The sequence below is a fragment of the Pseudomonas sp. BP8 genome, from assembly GCF_017875955.1.
In the GTDB taxonomy this organism is placed as follows: domain Bacteria; phylum Pseudomonadota; class Gammaproteobacteria; order Pseudomonadales; family Pseudomonadaceae; genus Aquipseudomonas.
The window spans coordinates 3,401,427-3,419,464 of record NZ_JAGINK010000001.1 but is presented as its reverse complement, the minus strand read 5'-3'; the positions used below and the strand labels follow the sequence as shown (position 1 = coordinate 3,419,464).

Annotated in this window: 13 protein-coding genes and 2 pseudogenes; 2 read left to right on the top strand and 13 right to left on the bottom strand. The window is 54.2% G+C overall.

Annotated elements, in window-relative coordinates; genetic code table 11:
• Positions 1-22: 22 nt before the first annotated feature.
• The 9 genes from tssE to J3B00_RS14885 form a co-directional block, all read right to left on the bottom strand.
• Positions 23-430, bottom strand: coding sequence for a type VI secretion system baseplate subunit TssE (gene tssE, locus J3B00_RS14925; RefSeq protein ID WP_209868237.1), 408 nt, complete (start codon positions 428-430; stop codon positions 23-25).
• Positions 431-444: 14 nt separating this feature from the next.
• Complete coding sequence (tssC, locus tag J3B00_RS14920) at positions 445-1,920, bottom strand: type VI secretion system contractile sheath large subunit (protein WP_209868236.1); 1,476 nt, start codon at positions 1,918-1,920, stop codon at positions 445-447.
• A 26-nt stretch (positions 1,921-1,946) separates the two neighbouring features.
• A complete protein-coding gene (gene tssB / locus J3B00_RS14915) occupies positions 1,947-2,450 on the bottom strand; it encodes a type VI secretion system contractile sheath small subunit (protein WP_209868235.1) in 504 nt (167 codons plus the stop codon).
• Positions 2,451-2,483: 33 nt separating this feature from the next.
• Positions 2,484-4,040: a type VI secretion system protein TssA gene (gene tssA, locus J3B00_RS14910; RefSeq protein WP_209868234.1), complete on the bottom strand. Its 1,557-nt coding sequence runs from the start codon at positions 4,038-4,040 to the stop codon at positions 2,484-2,486.
• Positions 4,041-4,506: 466 nt separating this feature from the next.
• Entirely contained in the window at positions 4,507-5,367 is an 861-nt protein-coding gene (locus tag J3B00_RS14905; RefSeq protein ID WP_245362556.1) for a hypothetical protein, read from the bottom strand.
• A gap of 113 nt (positions 5,368-5,480) precedes the next feature.
• Positions 5,481-6,461 carry a hypothetical protein gene (locus J3B00_RS26630; RefSeq protein WP_245362555.1) on the bottom strand — a complete coding sequence of 327 codons (981 nt, stop codon included), beginning with the start codon at positions 6,459-6,461 and terminating at the stop codon, positions 5,481-5,483.
• Positions 6,452-9,145, bottom strand: coding sequence for a toxin VasX (locus tag J3B00_RS14895; protein WP_245362554.1), 2,694 nt, complete (start codon positions 9,143-9,145; stop codon positions 6,452-6,454). Before J3B00_RS14895 ends, J3B00_RS26630 begins: the two co-directional genes overlap by 10 nt.
• Positions 9,142-9,708, bottom strand: a complete 567-nt coding sequence (locus J3B00_RS14890) for a DUF4123 domain-containing protein (protein WP_209868232.1) — start codon at positions 9,706-9,708, stop codon at positions 9,142-9,144. Before J3B00_RS14890 ends, J3B00_RS14895 begins: the two co-directional genes overlap by 4 nt.
• A complete protein-coding gene (locus J3B00_RS14885) occupies positions 9,705-11,747 on the bottom strand; it encodes a type VI secretion system tip protein VgrG (protein WP_209868231.1) in 2,043 nt (680 codons plus the stop codon). The genes J3B00_RS14890 and J3B00_RS14885 overlap by 4 nt, the downstream gene beginning before the upstream one ends.
• A gap of 309 nt (positions 11,748-12,056) precedes the next feature.
• On the opposite strand from J3B00_RS14885, the pseudogene J3B00_RS14880 reads away from it, so the two are divergent.
• A pseudogene (locus tag J3B00_RS14880) lies at positions 12,057-12,161 on the top strand (histidine phosphatase family protein); the annotation flags it as partial.
• Here J3B00_RS14880 and J3B00_RS26625 read toward each other — a convergent pair.
• Together J3B00_RS26625 and J3B00_RS14875 are read right to left on the bottom strand one after the other, a co-directional pair.
• Positions 12,139-12,735: pseudogene (locus J3B00_RS26625) on the bottom strand (dTMP kinase). The pseudogenes J3B00_RS14880 and J3B00_RS26625 overlap by 23 nt on opposite strands.
• A gap of 304 nt (positions 12,736-13,039) precedes the next feature.
• Entirely contained in the window at positions 13,040-14,107 is a 1,068-nt protein-coding gene (locus J3B00_RS14875; RefSeq protein ID WP_209868230.1) for an SbmA/BacA-like family transporter, read from the bottom strand.
• An 82-nt stretch (positions 14,108-14,189) separates the two neighbouring features.
• Between J3B00_RS14875 and J3B00_RS14870 the strand changes: the two genes are divergently transcribed.
• Entirely contained in the window at positions 14,190-14,345 is a 156-nt protein-coding gene (locus J3B00_RS14870; RefSeq protein ID WP_209868229.1) for a hypothetical protein, read from the top strand.
• 126 nt (positions 14,346-14,471) lie between these two features.
• Here the strand turns inward: J3B00_RS14870 and J3B00_RS14865 are convergent, their stop codons facing one another.
• A complete protein-coding gene (locus tag J3B00_RS14865) occupies positions 14,472-15,887 on the bottom strand; it encodes a TolC family protein (protein WP_209868228.1) in 1,416 nt (471 codons plus the stop codon).
• Entirely contained in the window at positions 15,884-18,031 is a 2,148-nt protein-coding gene (locus tag J3B00_RS14860) for a peptidase domain-containing ABC transporter (protein ID WP_209868227.1), read from the bottom strand. Before J3B00_RS14860 ends, J3B00_RS14865 begins: the two co-directional genes overlap by 4 nt.
• Positions 18,032-18,038: the final 7 nt, after the last annotated feature.

Genomic DNA, 18,038 nt, shown 5'->3' with positions numbered 1-18,038 from the left:
TCTGGCTAGCCTTGTCGTCGACTTAACTGACCGAGACCTGGCCACTGCCATCCAGGCACGCCTTGAAGCGGACCTGGCGTTTGCTGCCATCAATTTCCAGCAGGCCCTCAATGTTGAAGTTCAAGCGCAGTTGATCACCCTCACCCGGTGATGAGATGACGCGCACTTCGCTGAGCCGCGGCTCATACGCTTCTATGAAGGATTCAATGGCCAGACGCGCCTGACTCAAGGCGTCGTGCAGACTCAGGCGCATATCGTTGAGGTCAGGCAGCCCATAATCGGACAGCGTTTGCACGCTGCCCGCACGGGTACTGAGCATCTTGGCCAGATGGGCAGCCACCGATGCCATGGCGCAGCTTTCGCGGCTCCAGCCGAGACGTGTATCGGCTTCACCGCTGAGGCGTTCGAAAAGGCTGCCGTATCCGATCATGACTGAGCTCCTGGTTACTCTTTGTCCAGTTTGCCAACCAGCGACAGGGTGAAGTCGGCGCCCATGTACTTGAAGTGCGGTCGCACGTTCAGGCTGACGCGATACCAGCCGGGCTCGCCGTCGACGTCGCTGACGACGATCTGCGCAGCACGCAGCGGACGCCGGCCACGGACTTCAGCGCTGGGGTTTTCCTGGTCGGCGACGTACTGTCGAATCCACTTGTTGAGTTCAAGCTCAAGATCGGTACGCTCTTTCCATGACCCGAGTTGCTCGCGCTGCAGCACTTTCAAGTAATGAGCCAACCGGTTGACAATCATCATGTACGGCAGCTGAGTGCCAAGCTTGTAGTTCAGCTCCGCAGCCTTGCCTTGGGCAGTGATGCCAAAGAACTTCGGTTTCTGCACCGAGCTTGCGGAGAAGAACGCCGCGTTATCGCTGCCTTTGCGCATGGTCAGCGAGATGAATCCCTCCTCGGCCAGCTCATATTCGCGGCGATCGCTGACCAATACTTCAGTGGGGATCTTGGTCTCGATCTCGCCCATGCTTTCAAAGTGGTGCAGCGGCAGATCTTCAACCGCACCCCCGCTTTGCGGACCGATGATGTTCGGGCACCAGCGGTACTTGGCAAAGCTGTCAGTCAGCTTGCTGGCAAATGCATAGGCGGTGTTGCCCCACAGGTAGTGCTCGTGATGATTGGCAACGGTTTCCTTGTAGACAAAGGTCTTGACCGGATTTTCTTGCGGGTCGTAGGGGCTTCGCAGCAGGAATCGCGGCACAGTCAGACCGATGTAGCGGGCGTCTTCCGACTGACGAAAGCTCTGCCATTTGGCGAATTGCGGGCCCTCGAAGTGATCCTTCAGGTCTTTCAGATCCGGCAGGCCGGTGAAGCTTTCGAGGCCAAAGAACTTCGGCCCGGCGGCGGCAATAAAGGGCGCATGGGCCATGCAGGCCACGTTCGAAACGTACTGCATCAACTTCACATCCGGCGAGGCTGGCGACATGAAGTAATTGGCGATGATTGCGCCGACCGGATGCCCGCCAAACTGCCCGTATTCCGCGCTGTAGACATGTTTGTACAGGCCAGATTGCATCACTTCCGGCGAATCCTCGAAGTCCTCCAGGAGTTCTTGCTTGGACACACTGAGCATTTCAATCTTGATGTTTTCGCGGAAGTCGGTGCGATCAACCAGCAGTTGCAGCCCGCGCCAGGCTGACTCCAGGGATTGGAAATGCCCATGGTGGAGAATTTCGTCCATCTGCCGACTGAGCTTGGTATCGATCTCGGCAATCATGCGATCAACCAAGGCTTTCTTGACCGGCTCGGCGTTGTTCTGAGGCTTGAGCAGCTCTTCGATGAACGCCGACACTCCCCTTTTGGCGATAGCGTAGGCTTCGTCGTCGGGACTCAGGCGGGTTTCAGCGATGATGCTATCGAGAATGCTGTATTCGCGGCGCTCGTTGTCAGTCTGTTGTGCGGCACTATTGCTCATTTGGTGGTCTTCCTTGGCTGATGGGGTCAGGCTTGCGGCGCTGCGGCGTTCAGCCCGAGCTCTGTGAGCACGCGACCGCGCGACTGGTCATCGGCGAGCACGCTTTCGATGGCTTTACGAAATGCAGGGGCGTTGCCCAGCGGGCCCTTGAGGGCCACCAGCGCGTCGCGCAGCTCCATCAGTTTTTTCAGCTCCGGCACTTGCTCGACCAGGCTGGCCGGATTGAAGTCCTTCATCGAGTTGACGCGCAGCGTGACCGCCAGCTCTTCGCTGTCGCTTGCGTCCTGAAGCCGGTTAGGCACGCTCAACGTAAGACTCAGCTCCTGCTTGGCGAGCACTTCGTCGAAGGTCACCTTGTCGATACTGATCGGCTTACGGTCTTCTACCTTGCGCTCGTCCAGGCGCTGGGTGTAATCCCCGATTGCCAGCAGCTTCAGCGGTAGTTCAACCTCTTCCTGAACACCTCCGGTGGCGGGTTTGAAGGTGACATTGATGCGTTCCTTGGGGGCTACCGAGCCTTCTTTGGCCATGGCTTTTCTCCTTGCGGTTGTTGGCCCTTGGGCCTATTCGAGTACCACTTCAAGATCGAGGTGGCACAACCTGCGATAAATCTCTTCCTTGCGTTCTCGCACTGCATGGTTCTGCGGCAACAACTCACAACAGCTGTGCAGCAGGTGTAATACTTCCAGCACAAGATCCGGCTCCCAGGCAGGTATGCCGGAGCGCTGTAGCTCTTGATCCAGGGTTTCGAGCTGGGTCTTGACCAGTTCGAATTTCTTTGCGGCAAAACACAGACGTGCCAGGGCCAATTGCCAGAAAAAGCGCACTCGCCCGCCGTGAGCGTGTTGCAGGCCCTGCTTGAGCACTTGCACCGCTGCCTTCAGGCCATCCTTCCGGAGGATCGGCAGCACACTGTCGAGCGCTTCTTCCCAAGCGGGCTGCGTAACGATCGTTTCCGCCTTGCGTGGCGCGCTGGCGCTTTGCAGCTGGGGCATGACCTGGGCGCTGATCCAACTGCGGGTAGCCGGATCGGCGAATGGCGCACCATCGTGAAAGCGCAGCTCTACGACCCCGGGCAGGCGCTTGAGAAGGAGCGCGAAGTGCAGTTCCACTTCACGCATCGCCTGGTCGGCGTTCAACGCTTGCAAGCACTCCCAAGCCATGCGCTGGCCATCGAACCAGAACGGTGCCCGGGCCAGGCTGGCTTCGAGCTCGACCAGCAGATCGGCGTATTGGCCACTGGCGAACCGCTCTTGATAAAGTTTCAGCTTGTCGACCGGCAACCCGCGTAACGCAGTGATCTGCTCGGAATTTCGCTCGGGAACGGTATCAATGGGAAGCCACAGCAAGGTGCGATTCAAGCGCAGCGCGCGCACGTCGATGGCTTTCTGCTTGAGCCACCAAGCACAGAGTGGGCGGGCGTTTTCCTGCAGCGAGCGCAACAGCTTGTGGGCTTCCTTCTCATTGTCGACCGGAGTGCCGGGCGTGAGAATTTGGCTGGCGACCTGCTTGACCTGCGCTACCACCATGCCCACGGCCCCGGGCTCTGGCTGATTATCGGCGGCGCGCTGCACCATGCTCGACAGGCGTCGACAGACCGGCAGCAACAAAGGCACGTCATCACCCAGATGTTTGGTGAGAATGGCCTCGAGCCCTTCAAGGTGTTCGACCAAGCGGCGAAACAGCGGCAACTGCCCTTTGATCGCAACGTTTTCATCCAGTACCTGATCAAGACGAGGTACCAGCCAGCTGATGGCGGCAGCCCGGGTTCGCAATTTAACGGGGTGAACATGCTGCCACTGCTGCTCACACAGCGAGCGCAACAAACCGATGCCAGCCAGCAGCCCCGGAAATGACTCGCGCTGATACAGGGCCCAGGTCAACCAGGCTGCAACCCGCAAATCCTTGGATTGGGTAAGGAGCAAGGCCTCGCTGGAGGTCTGCACTTTGTGCCAGTCTGGCTGGCCGCTTTCGTGCAGGGATTGAGCCTTGCCCAACTCATTTTCCAGCGCCTCGAACTCACTCGAAAAGCGAACGTCCTCGCCTGCAAAACTGTCTTTGCAAATGGGCGACTGCGCGAGCTCGAGATAGTGAGCTGATAGCTTGCTTGAAAAGGTCATCGTACTTTCCACTAGCGCCGATTTCAGCGTCTGGATTTTATTGAAACGGGAATATCAACTGGCCGCCATTTCTTTCGATGAAACGGCAGGCTCATTCGTGCAAACCAACAGTTGGATAAGTTACATGGCGGGAAAAAATTTACCAGTCAGACGACTCTCTGCATTGAGTAGGAAACGTCTGAATATAAAAAAGGCAGATAAACAGAGGCTGTAAACATTTATTGCGCCGTAACATTTAGACTCACAGCAAGGTCAATCTGCAACATGCGCTTTATACGTTCAGCTTTATGTCTTGGCGCCGACTCGGATCAGCGCCGGTGACGCCGTTCATAGTGTGTGTCCTCGAAGAGGCAGCAATGGTTAGCCTTTTGAGTGGCTCACCACAATTTGAGAGTAGAGAGGGATGGAATTTAACTCCGTGGGATTTGAATTTATGATTAGCCCGCATACTCCCTCCCGCCTTGATTCATGGGCTCGACAGGGTTCCGCATTCCACATCAACTAGGCGCGTAGTAGGTCCATTGGCCTTAAAGCGCTCAGTTACTACACTCGGCCAGCGGTTACGTGAGCGGCGTTTAGCAACGCTGTAGGTGAATTCCTGGATTCGATCCTGAGGGTAGAGCATGGGTTCAATTATGAGTACTGCAGCATCTCCGGCGCTTAAATAGTTCTTACCGCCCGCCTCGTTTTTAGCCTGCCTTATCCGCGCCAAGGTATGCTTGAAGCTGTCGCTCATTTTGAATCGTACGGCCAACTGGCTTTTTACGAACTCATCCGACTCACTATGATTGCCGTACTCGTCAAAGTAAGGCCCGTTATTCATATAAGCACGTATGTACTCCCAAAAACCTTTTTGCATCGCCAGTGTTTTTCCAAAGGGTGCCCCGAGACTGATCATTACCGCTGTTTCTGGTTGACCAAATTTCCACACTCGGATTTCAAGCGAAGCGCTTTGCATAGCACCCATTGGCATACCTACTAACTGAAACTCAGTAGCTATGGCGATTATCCCATCCCAAGGGCTGTGATACAGTTCGCCATCGTGATTAAAGTACACTTCTTGGCTGCGGCGATTGAATAGAATTGGCAGCGGTAATGGCCGTAGCGTTTCCCATAAAAATGGCACCACAAACAAAGGCATACCTGTAGTAAATGTCAAATAGGTGATATCAAACTCGCCTCGCATAGCTGCTAAAACTCCAATCCCAAGCATTGCACAACCACCAATCCCACCTGATACTCCGGTCAGCAGACCACGGTCAAAATCACCACCTGCTTGTAAAGTTAAGTATTGATCAGTGTGCTCATCGACGATAAACAGCTCCATCGGCTGTTCCCCCGTCGATTTATTCGCCTCAAGAACCACTGTAGACGCAGAATCATTATGGTGCTGCCGTGACTTATTCATATTCATGCCCAGTGGAGTCTAAATGATTTCTTTCAAGTTGACTCTTTCGATTCACAAGCCGTATTACTCTTAGCACCTGCCTCTGCGGCCTCAAGCTCAAGATCAACTAGGCGCGTAGTAGGTCCATTGGCCTTCAAGCGCTCAATCACTAAACTTGGCCAGCGGTTACGGGAGCGTCGCTTTGCAACGCTGTAAGTGAACTCCTGAATTATCCCCAGCGGGTAGAACATAGGCTCGATTATTAGCAATGCAAAATCATCGGCACCCAGGTAATTCTTTCCTCCCGCCTCCTTTTTTTTCTGCCTTATCCGCGCCAGGGTATTCTTGAAGCACTCGCTCATTTTGAAGCGTACTGCCAACTGGCTTTTCACAAACTCATCTGACTCACTATGATTGCCGCACTCGTCAAAGTAAGGCCCATTATTCATATAAGCACGAATGTACTCCCAAAAACCTTTTTGCATCGCCAGTGTTTTTCCAAAGGGCGCACCAAGCTTGACCACCAACGCCGTTTCTGGCTGTTTAAATTTCCACACTCGAATTTCTAGCGAAGCGTTTTGCATAGCCCCTATTTGCGCACCCACTAGCTGAAACTCATTAGCTATGGCGACTATGCCATCCCAAGGACTGTGGAATAATTCACCATCGTGATCGAAGTACACTTCTCGGGTGCGGCGATTGAATAGGATTGGCAAGGGTAGCGGCCGTAGCGTCTCCCATAAAAATGGCACCACAAAGAAACAAAGGCCGAGACCAAGCATGATGGAATCGAAATCACCTTGCAGTCCCGACATGACAGCTAACCCTACTGAAGCGCAGCCAGTAACACCCCCTAACACCCCCGTCAGTAAGCCACGATCAAAATCACCGCCTGCTTGCAGAGTCAAATAAGACTCAGTGTGTTCATCGACGATAAACAGCTCCAGCGGCTGTTCCCCTGTCGAATTATGCGCCTCAAGTACTATCGTAGGCGAAGATTTATCACGGGATTGTATTGGCGTATTCATATCCATGCTCGCTCCACAACTTTCACTCCGGGTAACGTTAGTCCTTCTCGTGGCGAATAGATTAATTCACCTTCTATACGTCTCAAGTCTCTGACGCCGTCTTCATGGTAGACACGACGATAAACTGTATTACCGGCTGAGACCGAAATGCGTGTACCGCTGTGCCGTGAAAAGTCGTTACCTGTCCACTCGACCTTTTTGACTACATCGGCGTGGTAGCCGAGGGTGTCCCCCCAAATCTCCTGCCCCTTGAAATAAATCATGGCTTCGGTTAGCGTTACATTTTCCCCAGGAAGACTCAACATAAGGTACGTGGAGGTGATTTGCCCGTGATAAGGATGCATTTCTATAAGTGGGTACGCCTCTAAATTTATGGGAAATAGAACAGGGTAGAGCTCGTCCATGGTGAGAATGTAGCTGTTTGCCCAACGAATATCCGGACGAATCCCAAAGCAGGTGTTTTTCACCCATTTTTCCAACGGTGAGTCAGCCGTATACAGCCGGGCAAGAACGCCACTTACTATTAAAACAAAGAGACCTAGTAATTTGGCTCCTAAGTGGGGTACCACGTTGAGCCCCCTGGCAATAGTTGCGGTATCTCCAGCTATCACCGCAGCCCGGGCGGCTCGCAGTGCTCGGAAGGCCTGGACTTGAATCTTCATACTAGCTAACGAAGCACCGACTACTGTTAAGTTAGCAGTCACGGTGTCAAAATCGCCCGCATTGTAGGCCTCAAAGGCTTCCACCCCATAAAGCACGACATCAAATGCCAGAAAGACGCTTTGCATTAGAGTGGCAAAAGCGCCGAACCCCAAAGCCTTTGTTAAAAGCAGCTGAGATGAAGCTGTTGTGCCGCCGCTATGTCGGATGGTTAATATCCAATTAACTTCAACCACTCTCTGAGGTATCGCAGCAGCGGCCGCAGCTATACCAGCCACAGCGCCAGCGGTATTAAGCCTAGTTTTGAAGTTTTTGGTTCCGGAATACTGATCCGCCGACCACACAAAATTCACCCCCGCCACCAACGTCACCAAGCACTTAATCGGCGCCTTACTCAACGCACCTTTCAAATCAAACACACCGCTCAAATCAGCCCCCAACGCAAGGTTGACCGGCACCGGCGGCAGTTTGGTACTCACCGGCACCAAGTGCATAAACGGAATACTCTCGCTCACAGCACCCGCCAAGGGAGCCACGTTGAGCCTTGCAGGCAATGTATTGCGGGTACCAATAAGGTCGCTGTACCACTCCCCCATTTGCCGTGGTGTAACGCCCAATGTCTGAATGCGTTGACCACTGCGCGCCAACGCCGCAGCCATGTATATGCGCCCTGCCGTACTCGCGGCATTCTCCGCTTGGTGCAAATGCAGTGCGGCCGCAGGCGCCAGGGACAGAAACAGCACTTCCATACTGGACGCAGGCGCATGGTGACTGAGCTTCTCGGCTGTTTTATTGATCGCATCGGCATAAGCAAAGGCTTTCGCCAATTGAGTGACGCCGTCTTTCAACGCTGGACCATTGTCTCGGGCGATATCGCCGAGATCGACCAGATACTTTATTTCGCCAAGGCCAAGCCTTTTGGGTAACCCCAGCAACGCCCAAAGCAGCCAGGGCTTACCCAGCGCATTACCTTCAAGGCTTAACGTGATGGCTTTGGCACCCGTACTGGTGTTGGCCGGGCCCAGGCAGGCCGCAGCGAAATGAGCTTCCAATGCCTCGCGGCTGGCGGGCTGAGTAATGTCGAAGTGACCGCAGGCGGTATCCATACTGGCCGGACCCGTCACTTGCAACGTATCGAACCAATCGACCCAAAGCTGCGAAAGCCGACGCATGTCGACGGTATAGCTGTTCTCCTGGAAGTCCTGGTCTTTCCAGGCGCGGGTCAGTTCTGCGTAACGCGTGATCGAGGGCAGTTGCTCTCTTAATTGCGCGTCGCTATCACTCAACGACTTCAGAACACCGGCAATGGCCCATTCTTCGGCGTGATGCGCCTGGTAACTGTCAAACCCTGCTTTGCGGGCGCGCATCAATGCGGCGAGATCAAGCAGCACACCCCATGCGTCATCGATGACCGCGTAAGTGTGTTGCTCGCAACGCTTCATCTGTTTGAGCACTTTCAGCCAGTTGGATCCGCGTTCCGTTTCAGGCTCACTGCTCCAGCCGTAGCGCGCTGTATCGCGGTATTCGCCGATATGTTTCTTGATCGTGTCAATCTGGCCGCTGAACGGCGCCACGCCCGGGACAAAACTGCGCATGATGCGCTGGCGCACAGCGGCGTCATGTTTGGCAGCCTGATACTGCGGCTCACTCCATCGCACTGGCGACCACACCAGACCGGCAGGCTCGCCTGCCCTGAGCAGCAGGTGGGGTTGGGTCCGCGTATCAATCACCCGCCCTGCCCGTGGGGTTTGCGTAAGTTGGGCTGATTCGACCTGATACTCGACTAACTTGGCTGGCGTGCTTTCCCAGACGTAGAGCCAACCATCGCGCAGCAAGCGTGAGGTGTAATCAAGGTCTCGCCCGGCCATGTCGGGATGGCGGGGACCCAGTTCGGGAAACTGACCATTCACTGCTGGCAGGCCAAAGGCACTGACATCGATAGCTGCGGTGGGGCCCAGGGCATAGCGCAGCGGCAAGACAGCTGCAAAAAGTGGGCAGGTTCCGTAAGGCGCCTGATTGTCTGGGTTCATGAATGTGCTTCCGTGTTGGCTGGCAAGCTGAGTGCCTGCAAGAGCGCGTCAGGCAAGGTGATTTGTGCCGCTAAGCCGCTATCCGCCAGGGCACAATCACGCGTTGGCATTTCGTTGGTCCATGCACACACTGCGACACCGTCGCAGCGCAACCAGACGCTACCCACGCCAGACCAAAAACCGGCAGGCCATTGAGCACCTGCCAATCGTGCGCGATCGAGTACGGGACCATCGGCCAGGCGTAACCAGAATTCGCGTTGCTGTTCATCCAATATGCGCAAACGGCGTTGCAGGACCTGCAGCAAGTGCTGGGCGCATTCAGGCGAGGCCAGCCATACACCGCGCTGCAAGTCATGCCCGCCCCACCAGGCGGCATGCGAGGCACAGCCAAGCGAGGCATCGAGCAAGAATGGACCGGCACCGGCAATGGCTTCATAAGCTGTGCCCTTGAGCAGTGGCCGTGGATTGTCCGGGCCGTAGTGCTCGTTCAGCCAATCGAAGGCATCGTCATACTGGGCACCGTCCAGCAGCAGAAACCCGTTGTCAGGAGGCATCGATGTCATGCTTGCGTCTCCTCGGTTACCGCCTGTTCTGCGGCGGCATCGCACACGGGGCAAATGCCGGAGGTCGCTTCACGAAAAACGGCATTTTGTTTGAGCAGCGCTTCCATGGGGATGGTCTTCACGAGCTTTGACGGGGCTGCTTCAGAGACCACCGATAGCGCAGCGGGAGTACCCACTGTCGGCACGCCGCCGACGACGATTGGGACACTGCTGAAAACTCCGCCTGGCCCAATCACTATGTGCTGGCCACCGCCTTTCAAGGTGATGCTCACCCCAGCGTCGACTATCAGGTTCGCCCCCGCCTTCAGGTGCACCTGCTGGCCAGCCTCGACGGCCAGTAGTTGGCCGACACGGGTATGACTGCTTTCAGCTACCTGCAGATAGTCGTTGGCTTTGAGCTCGGTTTTGCGGTCAGCACCGACGCTGCGCTGATCTTCTGCCTCAAGCAGCGCAATGCTGTTGCCCTTGATGGTTTCGTGACGCTCGTTACCTACCTGCAGCCGACTGTCATGCTCGACCCGCTGCTCCATATCGCGCTGCGCGCGAAGGTAGATCAGTTCCTGCCCCGCCCGGTCTTCAATCGACAGTTCGTTGTAGCCACCGGTGTGCGGCGAACTGTGGCTGCGCAGCACGGTTCGGGTCTTGTGGTCCGGCAAGGGGTACGGCGCGGGCATCAGCGTGTTTCGCACGCAACCGGTAATCATCGGCTTGTCGGGATTGCCTTCGAGGAAGGTCACCAGAACTTCCATACCGACCCGCGGAATGGTGACCGCACCGTAACTCTGCCCTGCCCAACTCGATGCGACCCGCAGCCAACAACTGCTTTTGTCGCTGCCCAGCTCGGCGCGGTCCCAGTGGAATTCGACTTTTACCCGCCCGTATTCATCGCAGAAGATCTCTTCCCCCGCGGGGCCAGTCACCCTGGCTGTCTGGCTCACCAGCGGCGATTCACGGGTGACCAGCGGCGGACGGTAGAACACATCCCAGGGGGTGCCAGTGAAGGTGTTGCGATAGCCTTGGATAAACCCATCTGCCGAATCGCTGTCGCTGGTGACCGACTCTTCAAGCACCTGCGGCTGCTTGCCTTCATGCATCACGCTGAGCAACAGCCACAAGTCATTGCACGCCTTGCGCGGATGCTCGACCAGCTCAAGAAAGTGACCGCTGCGCAACGTCGGCTGATCGCTGTGGCCCTCGGCTAACTGATAGTCAGTGCGGTGTCGCTCCAGCGCGTGGCGGGCGAGTTGCTTGCCGCGCTGTTCATTGGTAAGCGCTGCCGGGTAGATATAGTCTTCGAGCGTCGGGCGGTACTCGGCGCTGAACTGGCTCTCCAGCAACAATCCCGGACGTTGGAAGTCGTAATCCCGGCGCACGGCTGCGCTGGTTCGCGTTCTGTAGCGCTGAGTGAATTGCTTGATCACCGGATGATCGGCCACCAGTCCACGCCCTTGCTGATAGGGCGTTGCGCCGAGTCTGGGAAAGAAGGTCTGATCATCGGTGAAAACCAGCTGATGGCCATCCGGGCAGTGCTGGTGATGCCAGGCAATGCCGTCTTCGCTGCACAGCCGCTGGAGGAAGGCAAAGTCGCTTTCTCCATATTGCGTGCAGTATTCGCGCTCCGGGCTGGTGCTGACATGGAAGCTGAAGGCATCGGCGTGGATCCCGTGGCCCTTGAGTACTTGAGCGACTATCTGCGGCACCGTCATCTGCTGGAAAATCCGCTGGTTGTAGCTGAACTGCAGGTAATGCAACGCAGGCACAAGGCTCAGGTGATAACGGGTCAAACGTTTACCAGCTTCCCCCACGAGCACGTTTTCAATGCGCCCATGCAGGCCTTCACCCTTGAGCCCGAAGCGCAGAAACGCCGGCTGAGCGAGTAGGCTTTCCAGATCGAAATCGGGGTACTCGCTGACCACTTCGATGTCGATTGCATACAGACTGCTGATTGCTTCGGTGCCGGCGAACCCCAGTACCTTGAAGTCATTGCGCACCGTGGGGATCAAAAGATCAAAATGTGCAGTATTGGCGGATACGAACATGTAGTTGTCCTCCTAAGATGGCGCAGGAGTCAGGAAGTGACCTCATTGCTGAAGGTGCGACAAACGTTTGAAGGCCCCTCACCCACATCCGCCCTCTTACGGGAAGCAGGTAATCAACAGGGCACCATTTCATCGCCAAGGGATAAACAAACAGGCTCGACAGTTACATGATCTGGAAGTGGGTACTTATCAGACCGCTCCGAAGCGAAAGTAGGAAGTTTCTGGAACTGGAGTCCTGGACCAGGATTTAGTCTTCGTGGCCTTCCTGTTTGCAGTAGGCGCCATCGACCATAGAGACGAGGAAAAGCAATGAAACGCGTCAGGCTGATACGCCATGGCGAGAGCGCAGCCAACGCAGGCGCAGCCTCTCACGACCACGCAACCACCCCCCTCACTGCCAAAGGTATGGAACAGCTATTGCACCCTCGTTACGGCATAACACCCATCCCTGATCCGCAATCGTCTGCTCGAACGCGGTGGTACAGGCCACATGCTCTGCCATGTGATGAATGACCGTACTACCCAGCCCCCGCGTTCGGGCTGCGGCCCGCGCCCAGGAAATTTCAGGGGCAGTGACAACCCAGACATGCAGGTCTGGCACCTGTACATTTCGATCAAGATTCAACTGCAGAATCTGTGCAAACGGGATGAGCCGGCGAAAGGCCGCATCAGATGGGTACCAGCGATCGATCAAGATGACACTGCCGGCAGGCTGCTTGGGCAGCACGTGCCGGGTAATCCAAGCGCGACTGTCAGCGAAGCGCTTACAGACCTCCCATTCCAGTTCCTGGGTGGGATTCCTGACCAGTCCTGACCAGTTCGTTGACCAGGGCCATTGTTGCACCCCGGTAGGGGTCGCTTTTCTGCTCGCTGAGCCGGATGACCTTCTTGTTGTCTGCCCTCAGCACTTTGGTGATGGCCTCCACCAAGGGCTGGTTTTACCGGCACCCTTGGGGCCATCTAGTGAAACAAACAGAGAACGATTCATTCTATAGCTGCAGGTCGGTGTGTTTTACGAGTTTTGAGCAGTGCGACGGTACCCAGTAATGGAAGGCGGGTCCATCAATTCCAGCTCTAAGCTGGTCAAGCCCGCAAGAGTACATTTGTACTCCTGCGCGTTTTCTGTGATAGGGCTAGACGCTCTACCCCCTTAATTCAGGGAAAGTGAGCACTTCTTTAACCAAGCTGTCGAAACAGTCAACGTTTCAGGCTGAATGCAGGCGTGCTGAAAGAGCCTTTCAATTGAGATACGGTGATCAACTGCGCTGACGGCGCAAAAATCAGCGCAACCCTTAGCGCGAGCCAGCAAGACCCCGGGAGCTGTCCAGGTTTTCACCTAAAGCCCCATTAAATGAAACTATTCTATCGGCTGTGGCCCTCCAGTCGGCAAGTCGATCATATGAATTTATAAACCAGCTTAAATTTCCACAAAGATTCCCAAAGGCCGAATTGATCTGCATCACTTCCCCAAACATAATCTCACCTGAGAAATATTTTGGTGCAGCCAGCAGACTACTAATAATCAGCGACATTCGGCTGTAGCTTTCCGTGAACAATGAAAGGCGCATCTTGACTCTTATTATTCGACGCATGTTTTCCAAGCTGACATCAAGTTTTTGACTAATCAAATTTCTCTTAGCTATGCGACATACACCATCCGCCTGATCGTAAGAGTCATTGCGGAAACTGATCAAGAGATAGCGTAAGTCAGCCTCCGAGCATTGCTTATTATTATTAAGCCCAACTAGCGTAAACCCGATCTTTTGACTGATGTAGGTTCCAGCTGATGCGTAGATAAATGCAATCCAGAACATGTAGGCTGGAACATTAACACCCAATAGCTCAGCATGCCCCGAAATACTAATCAGCACAATGGTAAAAGATACCACGCTCGATATGGTGTATAGTAACCCGCACGCCAAATCGACGGTGTCAAATGTGAATTTATTGATGTCTTCGGCTAGGCGCTGATCCGGATTATCAACATACCGCTCTATATCGTCAGGCCTAACTGATTCAACAACCCAGATTTCTAGATAATAGTTAGTCAGCCAGCGCCGCCATCTAAGCGCAAAAATATCCACCCAGCATGTAATTGCCACTGACCTCAACGCGGAGAATAGTATGAAAACCAAGAATAATACAACTAACTGATAGAAAGAACCCGCATCTAGACCATGAATGGCATTGTAGAAATGCTTATACCATTCGTTAATAGCCAGAGCCACTACTACTGCCATTAAAGATAATACAGTCAGAGCAACTAGCGAACACCATGCAAACAGCTTCTCTTCACTTTTCCAGTATAGCGAGATCACCCTGTAGGTGCCCCTATGGAAACTTTTGTCTAGAGTCGTCAATACGCCCTCCGATAAGCGTGACATTCATGAATACCCCGTCAGACTAGCTATAACAGTTAGACACTTGTCAAAAAACACGATCTTGGTAAAACCCCAGCGGGGTCATCAAAAGCAAAAGCAAAAGCAAAAGCAAAAGCAAAAGCAAAAGCAAAAGCAAAAGCAAAAGCAAAAGCAAAAGCAAAAGCAAAAGCAAAAGCAAAAGCAAAAGCAAAAGCAAAAGCATGAAACCCTACATTAGATTAAAAACAATAACAACTAACGCCTTAGACCAAATCAGCTTCAATTATAAAAATATGTAGGCTTCCATTGTCACGCCACCATTTAACATATTCAAAAGCCCCAGAACCCTGAGCAGACCAACAATTCAAAGCACCCAGAACCCAAGACACCCGAGGCTTGCTGCAAGGCGCAGACGTGCTATATGCCAACTATTTAGAGTACTTATATGCTGCTGCTCAGCAGCAGCATAAGCAGAAGATGCATTGAGTAGTTCAATCATACTGCCAACTCCTGAACGATAACGGCCTTTGACTACCTGCAGCGCAAGAGTTGCCTGTTGTACCCAGTCCGCGGTGCTGTTTAGCGCTTGTGTCTCGACGAGCAGAGACTGATAACTGCTCCACAGTTCCAGCGACACCTGCTGCTGGGTATTAGCTAAGTCTGCTTCGTAGGATTGCAATCTTGCCCGAGCGGCCTCGACCTGGTAAGCACTCTCGAACCCGTCGAACAGCGGAATGGTGAGTTGCAAACCCACGCTGTTATTACGGGCGTGGCTGTCACCGTAGTAGTCCATTGTCTGACGGGTCCGTACGTCAGACAGGGAGGCAGTGAACGACAGGCTGGGGCGTCCTGCTGCCTGCCGCTCTTTGACCGCCGCATGAGCCGCATCTCGCTTAGCATGTGCAGCAATTAGCGAGGGATGATCCGAACGAGCCTGTTCAAACAGTGCATCTAGACCTTTGACGAAAGTTGGGTCAGGACGCCGAGCTAGCTGACTTGCCAATGTCAGCGTGGTCTGCGGCGGTAATCCCATTCGCAGTGCAATCTGGCCCATGGCTTCCCGTAACGCCCCCTGCCCACGAACTTCACTCAGACGCGCCTGTGTGTACGCAGTGTTAGCCTGAAGGTAATCAGATAGTGCAGCAGCGCCAGCCTCGTACTTGGCGCTGGCATCCTTGAGATTCTCGGCCGCCAGCTTGGTGACTTCCTGCGCAGCACGCTGGCCGTCTTGGGCAGCCAGGGCGGCGTAGTAGAGCTGGGCCGCCTGCATGAGTGCTGCCTGCAAACTGCTTTCCTGGTTGGCATTGGCTGCGATTAATAGTTGCTGCGCGTTGCTTAGCCCCGCCTCTCGCCGGCCAAAGTCGAAGAGTACCCAGCTCAAATCTAGACGGCTTTCGATTTGACGCTTTCGCCCCTGATTCGAATGATCACTACTCCGGGTGTAATGAGTGTCGCTGTATGCACGGCTCAGTGTAGTGCTGGCATCAAGTCTCGGCAGATAAGCTGCTTTCGCAACTCCGATTTGTGCCGAGTGCGCCATCGCTTCGGCCCAAGTTTGACGTATTTGTGGATCGTGGCAGAGAACCCTGGCTATCATTGCTTCCAATGTCAGTTGGGACGGCAGCTGAGTTTGGCCGCAGCCCCATGTTTGGCTATCAGAGCCGCCACTAAGGGAAGCCAACTCACCGTCCTCCACTGCGAACAACTCCAGTCCGTCAGCCACTTGCGTCCAGCCGCAAAGCAAAAGGAGCAAGCTGAAAAGAGAGGCGCTTGTACTCATCCAGGCTGCCTCTCGAACAACCCCAACTGGTCACGTGAGCAATCGAAAACAATGCGCCCCGCTTCTAATTGAATCACTCGATCCGCAGATGCAATCGTCTCTGCTCGATGGGCAATGATGAGTCTGATTATCTCTAGTTTTTTTATCGCCGTGTTGACACGTTGCTCGCAAGCCACATCCAAATGGCTGGTTGCTTCGTCGAGGATAAGAATGTCCGGTCGTATATAAAGCGCCCTAGCTATTAGCACCCTCTGCTTCTGCCCGCCTGAGAGTACTGTGCCCATATCCCCGACCAATGTGTTGTACCCCATCGGCATAGCTAAAATTTCATTGTGGATATCTGCTTTTCGAGCACACTCCTTGGCCCACTCCACATCCGGGCTAGGCTCAAAAAATGAAATGTTTTCCATCAGTGAACCCGCAAAAAGGCAGTCGTCCTGCATCACGGTCCCAATTCGGCCACGCCATTCATTTAAGTCCAGATGGCGCAATTCGTTTCCTGCCATGCGGATCTCACCATGCGTGGGACACAACACACCTAACAGCAGATTGACCAAGGTAGTTTTACCGCATCCTGAAGCTCCGGTGATCGCTATGGATTCGCCCGGCGAAATGTTTAAGTCGATCCCGTTAAGCACCATAGGTTCATCTTCTGAGTAACGGTAGCTCAAGTTTTGCAGTTGAATATCCATTGGTTGCACCGCCCAGCTCGCGAGACTTACAGCAGTGGGGGGGTCTTCTGGTGGATGCATGACAATGTCGGCCAGTCGCTCTCCCTGTAACCGCACCATACGCAGCTCGAATAATTGATCGACCAGCCCACCTACGCGACTTACAAATTGACCCTTGTACGCAATAAACGCCATCAGCGCTCCGATAGTGAACTGATCATTCATGACCATCGAAGCACCCAAGCCGATGGCGAACAGATTCTCTAAACCGAATATCAGAGCATTGAGCTGCGTATAAAGCAGTTGGAGCTTATGTGTGCGCAGTCCAGCATTGATTTGCGCTACCAGCAGACCTAACCAAGTGGCCCGGCGCTCGCCCTGGCGTCGAAACAACTTGAGCGTCCTTATTCCACGCAGAGTTTCAAGAAAGTGGCTTTGCTGTCTAGCCACATGAATAATCTGCTCCTCACTGGCGCGACGCAGCGGGCGATACCACGCCAAACGCACCATGATATAAAAGGTCATCGCTAGTACTGCGAGCGATGCCAACAATGAGCTGTAGATGAACATCAGCACAAGTGTGGCCACGGTCATTAGGCCATCGAGTACTGCCGAGAAAAAAGCGGCAGTCAGAGTATGCTGGATCTGGTCGACAGCTCCGAAGCGCGAGGCGACATCGCCCAGGTGACGTTTTTCGAAGTACTGAATTGGCAGGCGTAGCAGGTGGCTGAACACGTTTGCCCGCCATTGGACACTCAACAGTGTACTCAAATGCATCATTACCCAAGCTCGAGTAGCGCTGACGAGCTGCTGCATTAGCAGCAAAAGACCAAAACCAATCATTAGCGTTGTCAACAGGTCTCGGTCTTGGGTAATCAGCACATTATCCAAGGTCCATTGCAGCAAAAATGGACTAATCAGAGAGAATACTTCCAAGGCCAGAGCTAGCAATAACACCTGTGCCAGTGAACGGTAAAGACCACTAATACGGCCGATCATCTTCATCAGAGCAATTTTTGGCCTGGCCTGCTGTTTTTCGAAGTCAGGCGCAGGCCATACTTCGAGGGCAATACCGGTAAAAGATTTGCTGACCTCAGCCAGATTCAGCTGAAGCGAACCCAGCGCTGGGTCATGCACGGTCACACGCTGACCATTGACAGCCTTGAGCACAACGAAATGATTGAGATTCCAATGCAGCACGCAAGGCAGCTTGAGATTGCCCAGATCCTTCAATTCGAGGCGTACTGCGCGGGTACCGAGCTTAAGGCGTTCGGCCGTCTGGATTAGCTGTTTTAGGGTAATACCCTTGAGCGAAACACTGAAATTTCTGCGCAGCTCCATCAGAGTTGAATGATGCCCGTGATATCCCGCGATCATTGCTAGGCAGGCTAGTCCGCATTCAGTAGCCTCTGTCTGCAAGATAAGCGGGAGGTGACGCCCTAGTCGTATGGAGAGAGTATCAAGATAGTTCATGCGCACG